The sequence below is a fragment of the Kitasatospora sp. NPDC007106 genome (assembly GCF_040634455.1).
GTDB classification, from domain to species: domain Bacteria; phylum Actinomycetota; class Actinomycetes; order Streptomycetales; family Streptomycetaceae; genus Kitasatospora; species Kitasatospora arboriphila.
Genome location: NZ_JBEYFP010000025.1, coordinates 22,456 through 32,163, shown reverse-complemented (window position 1 = coordinate 32,163; position 9,708 = coordinate 22,456). Strand labels below are relative to the sequence as shown.

7 protein-coding genes are annotated in these 9,708 nt (G+C 71.8%); 5 read left to right on the top strand and 2 right to left on the bottom strand.

The genetic code is table 11. From position 1 onward, the window contains the following. Window positions 1-240 precede the first annotated feature (240 nt). Window positions 241-834: a DinB family protein gene (locus ABZ641_RS05215; protein ID WP_359979316.1), complete on the bottom strand. Its 594-nt coding sequence runs from the start codon at window positions 832-834 to the stop codon at window positions 241-243. Window positions 835-1,067: 233 nt separating this feature from the next. Further along, window positions 1,068-3,746, bottom strand: a complete 2,679-nt coding sequence (gene polA / locus ABZ641_RS05210; protein ID WP_359979319.1) for a DNA polymerase I — start codon at window positions 3,744-3,746, stop codon at window positions 1,068-1,070. A gap of 252 nt (window positions 3,747-3,998) precedes the next feature. Here polA and ABZ641_RS05205 point away from each other — a divergent pair, with 252 nt between their 5' ends. The 5 genes from ABZ641_RS05205 (at window position 3,999) to ABZ641_RS05185 (ending at window position 9,701) form a co-directional block, all read left to right on the top strand. Then, window positions 3,999-4,454, top strand: a complete 456-nt coding sequence (locus ABZ641_RS05205) for a hotdog fold thioesterase (protein ID WP_344624025.1) — start codon at window positions 3,999-4,001, stop codon at window positions 4,452-4,454. 129 nt (window positions 4,455-4,583) lie between these two features. Continuing rightward, complete coding sequence (locus tag ABZ641_RS05200; RefSeq protein ID WP_359979313.1) at window positions 4,584-5,246, top strand: Tat pathway signal sequence domain protein; 663 nt, start codon at window positions 4,584-4,586, stop codon at window positions 5,244-5,246. A 286-nt stretch (window positions 5,247-5,532) separates the two neighbouring features. Continuing rightward, entirely contained in the window at window positions 5,533-6,759 is a 1,227-nt protein-coding gene (locus ABZ641_RS05195; RefSeq protein WP_030262515.1) for a branched-chain amino acid ABC transporter substrate-binding protein, read from the top strand. A gap of 168 nt (window positions 6,760-6,927) precedes the next feature. After that, window positions 6,928-7,857, top strand: a complete 930-nt coding sequence (locus ABZ641_RS05190; protein WP_030262518.1) for a branched-chain amino acid ABC transporter permease — start codon at window positions 6,928-6,930, stop codon at window positions 7,855-7,857. Between the two features lie 17 nt (window positions 7,858-7,874). Then, entirely contained in the window at window positions 7,875-9,701 is a 1,827-nt protein-coding gene (locus ABZ641_RS05185; protein ID WP_344624023.1) for a branched-chain amino acid ABC transporter permease, read from the top strand. The last annotated feature ends 7 nt before the right edge of the window (window positions 9,702-9,708 follow it).

The window sequence follows — 9,708 nt, the reverse complement described above, 5'->3', positions numbered from 1 at the left end:
TACCCGGCGACGGGGGCGGCGGGGCGGTGACGGCCGGCACCGGCCGGGCCGCCGGCGGGTGCTCCGACCCGCCGGACAGCGCCCAGGCGCTGCCACCGACTGCCAACAGCGCCACGCCCGCGCTGGCGCCGATCAATGCCCGGCGTCGGCCGCTCCGCACGGCTCTCCCGCCCTCGTCCATCTCCGCGCCCCTCTGCGATCTTGAATCGTGGCGCGGATTCTAGACCGACCCGGGCGCCGTCAGGCGGTGCCCGCGGCCGGGGCGGGCTCCCACGGACGGAACCACGGGTCGGGCCACTGCTCGGCCGCCGCCAGCAGCGGGAAGAGGGTGGCCCCGTCGAGGGTCTCGCGGATGATGTCGGCGTGCCCGCCGTGCCGGGCGGTCTCCTCGATGAGGTGCAGCAGGACCCACCGCACCGACCAGGCGTCGACGTCGGCGGGGAACCACGGCAGGCCCTTGGGGACGGGCACCGGGCGGCCGAGGTCGGGGAGGCCGGCGACGATCGCGTCCGTCTCGGCGGCGGCCTCCGCGTAGTCGGCGAGCATGCCCGCGAGCGTCTCGCCGGGCCCGAGGACGAAGTCGGAGGAGTCGTCCTCGTCGGCCGCTCGCTCGGGGCCGCGGCGGCGCTGCAGCACGAGGTCCATCCAGCCGCGCTCGCAGCGGGCGGCGTGCTTGATCAGTCCGGCGATGCTGAGTTCGCTGGCGGACGGTGCCGACGCGGCCTGCTCGTCGGTGAGGCCGTGCGCGGTGACGCGCAGGCACTGGCGCTGCTGGTCGAGGTAGGCGAGCAGCGCGTGGCGCTCGTCGGTGACGGGCGGGACGTGTCCGGGCATGCGAGGGGTGCCTCTCGGGTGGGTCGGATCGGCCGCGGAGCGGCGCGCTCGCCCGCTGGGACGACCCTCCCGCTCGGGGGCGGAGCAGGTCAAGGCGGTTCGCAAAGAATTTCGGAAACTTGCAGCAAGAGATTGCAGCACCCTCCTACCCGCGACCGGGCCCGGGCCCGGGCCCGGACAGCACGGTGCCGCGGCCACGCCGGTGACGGCAGGACCGCGGCACGGGCACCGGCTCAGTGCGCGGCGGCCTCCCAGTTCGCACCGGAGCCGACCGAGACGTCGAGCGGGGCGCGCAGCGGGTAGGCGCCGGCCATCTGCTCGCGGACGAGCGCCTCGACCTGCTCGCGCTCGCCCGGGGCGACCTCCAGCACGATTTCGTCGTGCACCTGGAGGAGCATCCGGGAGCCGAGGCCGGCCTCGGTGAGGGCCCGGTCGACGTTCAGCATGGCGATCTTGACGATGTCGGCGGCGGAGCCCTGGATCGGCGCGTTGAGGGCCATCCGCTCGGCCATCTCGCGGCGCTGCCGGTTGTCGCTGGTGAGGTCGGGCAGGTAGCGGCGGCGGCCGAGCAGGGTCTCGGTGTAGCCGACCGCGCGGGCCTCCTCGACGACGTCGTTCAGGTAGTCGCGGACGCCGCCGAACCGCTGGAAGTAGGTGTCCATCAGGCCCTGGGCCTCGGCGGGCTTGATGCCGAGCTGCTGGGAGAGGCCGTACGCGGAGAGGCCGTACGCGAGGCCGTAGGACATCGCCTTGATCTTGCGGCGCATCTCGGCGTCGACGGCGTCCCGGGCGACCTCGAACACCTGGGAGGCGACGGTGGTGTGCAGGTCCTCGCCGCTGAGGAAGGCCTCGACCAGGGCCTCGTCCTCGGAGAGGTGGGCCATGATGCGCAGCTCGATCTGCGAGTAGTCGGCGGTGAGCAGCGACTCGTAGCCCTCGCCGACGACGAAGGCCCGGCGGATCGCGCGGCCCTCCTCGGTGCGGACGGGGATGTTCTGCAGGTTCGGGTCCTGCGAGGAGAGCCGGCCGGTGGCGGCGACCATCTGGTTGAAGGTGGTGTGGATGCGGCCCTGCGGGGAGACCGTCTTGAGCAGGCCCTCGACGGTGGTGCGCAGCTTGGCCTGGTCGCGGTGGCGCAGCAGGATCACCGGGAGCTCGTTGGTGGTCTGGGTGGCCAGCCAGGTGAGCGCGTCGGCGTCGGTGGTGTAGCCGGTCTTGATCTTCTTGGTCTTGGGCAGGCCGAGCTCGCCGAAGAGGATCTCCTGGAGCTGCTTGGGCGAGCCCAGGTTGAAGGGGTGCCCGGCGGCGGCGTGCGCCTCGTCGACGCAGCGCTGGATCTCGGCGGCGAACTGGGACTCCAGGCCGGTGAGCCAGTCCCGGTCGGCGGCGATGCCGTAGCGCTCCATCCGGGCGAGCAGCTCGGCGATCGGCAGCTCCATGTCGTGGAACAGCTCGGCGGCGCCGACCTCGGCGAGCCGGCCGTCGAACAGCTCGGCGAGGTCGAGGATCGCGCGGGCCTGGACCATGAGGGCGCGGGCGGCGGCGCCGGCGTCCTCCTCCGGGGCGTCGAAGGAGAGCTGGCCGGTCTCGGCCGCGGCGGCCGGGGCGAGCGAGCGGGCGAGGTACTCCTCGGCGAGGACGTCGAGGGTGAAGGTGCGCCGGCCGGGCTTCTCCAGGTAGGCGGCGAGGGCGGTGTCGGCGGTGACGCCGCCGATCCGCCAGCCCTGCTCGGCGAAGGCCCGCATGACGTGCTTGGCGATGTGCAGCGCCTTGGGGTGGTCCGGGTCGGCGAGCCAGGCGGTGAAGGCCTGGTCGTCGGCCTGGTCGAGGGCGGCCGGGTCGAACCAGGCGGCGGCGTCGCCGGCGGCGAGGGCGACCTCCTGGACGCGGCCGGTGCCGAGCGCCCAGGTGTAGACGGCGGCGATCGCGGTGCGGCCCTTGCCGTGCTCGGCGAGCCAGGCGGTGAGGGCGCCGGGCGCGGTCAGCACGTCGCCGTCGACCTCGGGGCCGGCGACGGTCTCGGGGGTCTCCGTCTCGGCGGCGCCGGCCGGGTCCATGGCGTAGACCCGCTCGCGGAAGTTCGGGTTGCGGAACTCCAGCGACTCCATGATCTGGCCGACGGCCGGCTTGTCGAAGGGCCGGCGGGCGAGGTCGGCGACGCCGAGCGGCAGGTGGACGTCGCGCACCAGCTCGGTGAGGATGCGGTTGCGCTTGACCGAGTCGAGGTGCTCGCGGAGCTTCTCGCCGATCTTGCCCTTGACCTCGTCGGCGCGGGCGACCAGCTCGTCGAAGGAGCCGAACTGGTTGACCCACTTCGCCGCGGTCTTCTCGCCGACGCCGGGGATGCCGGGCAGGTTGTCGGACGGGTCGCCGCGCAGCGCCGCGAGGTCGGGGTACTGGGCGGGGGTGACGCCGTACTTCTCGGCGACCTTCTCGGGGGTGTAGCGGGTGAGCTCGGAGACGCCCTTGGTCGGGTAGAGCACGGTGACGTGCTCGCCGACGAGCTGCAGGGAGTCCCGGTCGCCGGTGACGATCTGCACCTCGAAGCCGTCGGCGGCGGCGGCCGTGGCCAGGGTGGCGATGATGTCGTCGGCCTCGAAGCCCTCGGCGGTGATCCGCGGGACGTGCATGGCGTCGAGCAGCTCGCCGATCAGGCCGACCTGGCTGCGGAACTCGTCCGGGGTGGCCGAGCGGTTGGCCTTGTAGTCGGGGAACTCGGCGGAGCGGAAGGTCTGCCGGGAGAGGTCGAAGGCGACCGCGAGGTGGGTGGGCCGCTCGTCGCGCACCGTGTTGGCCAGCATCGAGGCGAAGCCGTACACGGCGTTGGTCGGCTGCCCGGTGGCGGTGTTGAAGTTCTCCACGGGCAGCGCGTAGAAGGCCCGGTAGGCCATCGAATGCCCGTCGAGCAGCATCAGCCGGCGCCGCCCGCCGCCCGCCGTGTCCTCACCTGCGTCCGGCACAGCCCTGTCCGCACCCTGCACAGCCACGTCAACGTCCGTTCCTGCCGGTTCCTCTGCCACGCCTCGATCCTAGGGCGCGGCACCGACACGGCCCGCCACCGTACCGGGGCCGCGGCGGTGTCGGCCCTGGCCGCCCAGGGGGTCGCGGGCCGGTCGTACGATCACAGACAGCACGACGACGTGACCCCCACCGGCAGGAGCACCATGACCGACGCGGCCCCCGTAGTACTGAACGTGCCCCAGGACGTCCTCGACCACTTCGCGAAGCTCGGGGTCAGCCCGGAGACCTTCTCCGGCGGGCACCTGGGCGAGAAGCTCGGCATCCGGATCACCGAGGCCTCGCCGGACCGGGTGGTGGGCACGATGCCGGTCGAGGGCAACCAGCAGCCGTACGGGCTGCTGCACGGCGGCGCCTCGGCGGCGCTCGCCGAGACGATCGGGTCGATCGGCGCGATGCTGCACGCCGGGCCGGGCCGGTACGCGGTGGGCGTCGACCTCAACGCCACCCACCACCGGTCGGCGACCTCCGGCCTGGTGACGGGCGTGGCGACGGCCGTCTTCAAGGGCCGCACCGCCGCGACGTACGAGATCGCGGTCACCGACGACACCGGCAAGCGGATCACCAGCTGCCGGCTGACCTGCATGCTGCGCGACCTGTAGCACCGGCCCCGCCGCGCGCCGTCCCGCCGCGCACCCGCCGTTCCCCGGCGGGTGGGCGGCGGTTGTGTTCGAGCTCCGTTTGGGCACGGCCGGTCGGGGGCAGACCCTCCCGGACGAGGGGGCACCAGCATGTCCGGCGCACGGCACGGCGGAGCCGCACCCGGCGGTCACGGACACCTCGGCCCGATCGAGCCGGCCGAGGGGACGGAGGCACCGCCGCCCCCGCCGCTGCCCCTGCACCACCTGCTGAGCAGACGTCAGAAGACCGTGCTGACCGTGGTGTTCGTCGCCGTGGTCGTGGTGCTGACGCTGCGCCACCCCGGACGCGACCCGACGCCCGCGCCGGCGGCCGAGGTGCCGCCGGTGCCCTCGGTGATCTCCCACCTGCACTACGCCGGGCCGGTGTCACCGCCGGCCGGGCCGGGGCAGGTCTTCGCCCTGCGGGTGTCGGCGGAGGCGGACCGGCCGTACGAGGTGGTGGCGGTTCGCCAGAGCTATCCCGGTTTGTCCGTCACGGTGACGGGCGGACTCCCTGTGACCGTCACGCCGGAGCGGCCGGTGCTGCTGACCGTGGAGTACCGGGTCACGGACTGCGCGGGGGCACCGCCGGACGCCGGGATGCCTTTCCTCGATGTAACGCTGCGTAACACGCGCGCAATCGAGACCGTGAGCCAGATCCTCGGCACCCAGTACGCCCGCGACCTGTCCCAAAGGCTGCATTCGGCGTGCCCGATTTCCGGTTACCGGACGCAGGTGTCCGCACGTGCAGTGACGAACACTCATGTCCGATAGTCGAACACCGCCGGTAGCAGGCGTTTTCCTGTACGACACCGTTTCGGTGGGCGAGACGACACTTAGCAGCCCGCGCAGAACGGGGCGTGGATGACCAATATTCGAGATTTTCGAAGAGGTCCGCATAACAAGAGAATCACAGCATGTCCGCAGGTCTGCCGGAGCCTGCCGAAGCCGTTCTAGAGTCACGGCCAGTCACCGCGCCAACCGATCGGGCCAGGCCCCAGCGCGCGACCCGGCACCGCCACTCCGGCGCACTGCCTACCTGATCCAGAAGGGGAACTTCGTGCGTAACCGTTCTCTGCTTGTCGTGAGCATCGCAGTCGTCGGAGCTCTCACCGTGTCGGCCTGCGGCTCCCGCGGTGAGAAGTCGGGCGCCAGCGGCGACGCCGGCGGCACCACCGTCACCATCGGCGTCGACGCCCCGCTGACCGGTCCGCTGTCCGCCCTCGGCCTCGGCATCCAGCACTCCGTCGAGCTGGCCGCCAAGATCGCCAACGACAACAAGGAAGTTCCCGGCGTCACCTTCAAGGTGAAGGCCCTGGACGACAAGAAGTCGCCCCAGGAAGGCCAGCAGAACGCCACCGCCCTGGTCGCCGACAAGAGCGTCCTCGGCGTCGTCGGCCCGCTGAACTCCGGTGTCGCCCAGTCGATGCAGCAGGTCTTCGAGTCCGCGAGCCTGGTCGAGGTCTCCCCGGCCAACACCAACCCCGCCCTGACCCAGGGCGAGAAGTTCGAGACCGAGAAGAAGCGCACCTTCAAGACGTACTTCCGCACCGCGACCACGGACGCCATCCAGGGCCCGTTCGCCGCGCAGTACGCCTACACCGACCTCGGCAAGAAGACCGCCTACCTGATCGACGACAAGAAGACCTACGGCGTGGGCCTGGTCGGCGCCTTCCAGAAGGAGTTCACCAAGCTCGGCGGCACCATCAAGGGCCAGGACCACATCGACGAGAACAACCTGGACTTCTCGGCCGTGGTCACCAAGGCCAAGGCCGCCGGCGCCGACGTCATCTACTACGGCGGCGAGTACCCGCAGTCCGGCCCGCTGTCCGACCAGCTCAAGAAGGCCGGCGTCACCGCCCCCGTCTTCGGCGGCGACGGCATGTACGACCCCGAGTACATCAACAAGGCCAACAAGAACGCCAACGGCGACTTCGCGACCTCCGTCGGCGCCCCGGTCGAGTCCCTCGACTCCGCCAAGAAGTTCGTCGCCGACTACAAGGCGGCCGGCTACTCCGACCCGTACGCGGCCTACGGCGGCTACTCCTACGACGCCGCCTGGTCGATCGTCCAGGCCGTCAAGGCCGTCGTCGCCGACAACGGCGGCAAGGTGCCGTCCGACGCCCGCGCCAAGGTCGTCACCGCGATGAGCAAGGTCGGCTTCGACGGTGTCACCGGCAAGGTCGGCTTCGACGAGTTCGGCGACGCGGTCAACAAGCAGCTGACCGTCTACACCGTCAAGGACGGCGCCTGGGCGGTCGCCAAGTCCGGCACCTACGCCGGCTGACCCACCCCCGGTTGATCCACGGCCGACCCACACGGCCGCACCCGGAGCAGCACGCAACAGAACGAACCACCGGCGGGGGCGCTGAGAACCAGCGTCCCCGCCGTCCCACAACGGTTCGTCCCCACCCCGCAAGCGAACCCCACCCCGAATCCACTCGGAGGCCCAGCGGTGCACGAACTGCCGCAGCAGCTGGCCAACGGCCTGATCCTCGGCTCCCTCTACGGGCTGATCGCGATCGGCTACACAATGGTCTACGGCATCGTCCAGCTCATCAACTTCGCCCACGGCGAGATCTTCATGACCGGTGGGTTCGGAGCCCTCACCACATACTTGGTCCTTCCCCCCGGCACCAGCCTCTGGCTCGCCCTGCCCCTGATGCTCCTGGGCGGCGTGCTGATCTCCGTGATCGTCGCCGTGGCCGCCGAGCGCTTCGCCTACCGCCCGCTGCGCGGTGCCCCGAAGCTCGCCCCGCTGATCACCGCGATCGGCCTCTCGCTCGCGCTCCAGCAGGTCGTCGAGCAGTTCTACCCGGGCGCCAAGTCCGGCCGCAGCTTCCCGCAGCTGCCCGGCGGCCCGTACCACATCGGCAGCGTCACCCTGCAGCCCGCCGACATCTTCCTGTTCGTCGCCGCCCCGCTCTGCATGGGCGCGCTCGCCGCCTTCGTCGGCAAGACCCGCACCGGCCGCGGCATGCAGGCCACCGCGCAGGACCCCGACACCGCGAAGCTGATGGGCATCAACACCGACCGCATCATCGTGATCGCGTTCGCGCTCGGTGCCGCCTTCGCCGCGGTCGCCGCCGTCGGCTGGGGCCTGCGCTACGGCCAGGTCTCCCCCACCATGGGCTTCCTCGCCGGCCTCAAGGCCTTCACCGCGGCCGTCCTCGGCGGCATCGGCAACATCTACGGCGCCATGCTCGGCGGCCTCGTCCTCGGTGTCGCGGAGGCCCTCGCCACCGCGTACATCCAGGAGATCCCCGGCATGCACCAGCTCGGCGGCGGCTCCTGGGCCAACGTCTGGGCCTTCGTCCTCCTGATCGTCGTCCTCCTCGTGCGGCCACAAGGCCTACTCGGTGAGCGCGTCGCGGACCGAGCCTGAGGAACGGAGCAGCCACCATGACCACCACCAAGAGCCCCGCCCTCCCGCTGCCGCTCCCGGCCGCCAAGGCGCTCGTCCTCGCGGGCGGCCTCGCCACCGCCGCCTCCACGTTCATCCACTGGACCTGGACCTCGGAGTTCCCCGGCGACCTCACCGTCGACGGCTACCCCGGCGGCCTGCAGATCCTCACCCTCGCGGCCGGCCTGCTGATCGCCCTCTTCTCGCTGCCGCTGTACGGCGTGAAGGGCACCCGCTGGCTCACCCCCGCCGGCCCCGAGGCACCGGTCCTCGTCCTCGGCGCGGCCGCCGCGGCCACCACCTGGTTCACCCTGATCGCGATCGCCACCGAGCTCGGCGGCCTCGCGAACCTGGAGCCCGGCGGCTGGATCGCCGGCGTGGCCTCCCTGCTCCCCCTGATCGGCGCCCTCGGCCTGCCGCAGACCCGCACCACCGTCGGACTCCCCTCCTCCGGCGGCGTGCTCGCCATCACCCGGCACTACCTGGGCGCCTTCACCCGCCTCGTCGGCCCGAACCCCGACCTGGCCCCCGCGAAGCCGCTCAACCGCTGGGTCGAGACGCTGATCATCATCGCGGTCGCCGGCCTCGGCCTGACCGTCTTCACCTACGGCATCGTCACCGAGTACGGCGAGCTGTTCATCGGCTTCCTGATCCTCACCGCCATCGGCACCTGGGCCCTGATGCGCGCCGGCCTCGTCTCCCGGCTGACCGCGCTCACCGCCCGCCACCGCGGCACCACCACCGCCGCCGCCTTCGCCGCGGCCGCCGCGTTCCCCTTCACCCAGAGCGACGACCACTTCGCCTCGGTCGGCGTCAACATCCTGATCTTCGCCACCGTCGCCCTCGGCCTGAACGTCGTCGTCGGCCTCGCCGGCCTCCTCGACCTCGGCTACGTCGCCTTCCTCGGCGTCGGCGCCTACGCCGCCGCCCTGGTCTCCGGCTCCACCAGCTCCCCCGTCGGCCTGCACCTGCCCTTCTGGGGCGCCGCCCTGGTCGGCATGGCCGCGGCCCTGGTCTTCGGCGTCGTCATCGGCGCCCCGACCCTGCGGCTGCGCGGCGACTACCTCGCCATCGTGACCCTCGGCTTCGGAGAGATCTTCCGCATCGCGGTCAACAGCCTCGACGGCGTCTCCGGCCCCAAGGTCACCAACGGCCCGAACGGCATCCGCAACATCCCCGACCTCGACATCCTCGGGTTCGACTTCGGCCAGGCGCACACCTTCGGGTCCTTCACCCTCGGACGCTTCGCCAACTACTTCCTGCTGATGCTGCTCGTCACCGCGTTCGTCGTGACGGTCTTCAGCCGGGCCAACGACTCCCGCATCGGCCGCGCCTGGGTCGCCATCCGCGAGGACGAGACCGCCGCACAGGCCATGGGCATCAACGGCTTCAAGCTCAAGCTGCTCGCCTTCGCCCTCGGCGCCGCGCTCGCCGGCCTCGCCGGCACCGTCATGGCCCACGTCAGCTACAGCGTCGTCCCCGACCCCTACCAGTTCGCCGGCGCCGTCCCGCCCAACAGCGCCTTCCTGGTCGCGGCCGTCGTCCTCGGCGGCATGGGCACCATCGCCGGCCCGCTGCTCGGTGCCACCCTGCTCTACCTGATCCCGGAGAAGCTCGTCTTCCTGAAGGAGTACCAGCTCCTCGTCTTCGGCATCGCGCTCGTCCTCCTGATGCGCCTGCGGCCCGAGGGCCTCATCGCCAACCGCCGCGCCCAGCTCGAGTTCCACGACAAGGACACCGACGACGCGGCCCCGGCGGAGACCGACGACGCACCCGCCAGCACCGACCCCGGCAGCACCGCCGGCCTCACCACCGCAGGGGCGTGAGACACAC

Coding starts and splice junctions, on each gene's coding strand:
- ABZ641_RS05215 (WP_359979316.1), bottom strand. CDS start 834: ATGCCCGGACACGTCCCGCCCGTCACCGACGAGCGCCACGCGCTGCTC.
- ABZ641_RS05185 (WP_344624023.1), top strand. CDS start 7,875: ATGACCACCACCAAGAGCCCCGCCCTCCCGCTGCCGCTCCCGGCCGCC.
- ABZ641_RS05205 (WP_344624025.1), top strand. CDS start 3,999: ATGACCGACGCGGCCCCCGTAGTACTGAACGTGCCCCAGGACGTCCTC.
- polA (WP_359979319.1), bottom strand. CDS start 3,746: ATGCTGCTCGACGGGCATTCGATGGCCTACCGGGCCTTCTACGCGCTG.
- ABZ641_RS05200 (WP_359979313.1), top strand. CDS start 4,584: ATGTCCGGCGCACGGCACGGCGGAGCCGCACCCGGCGGTCACGGACAC.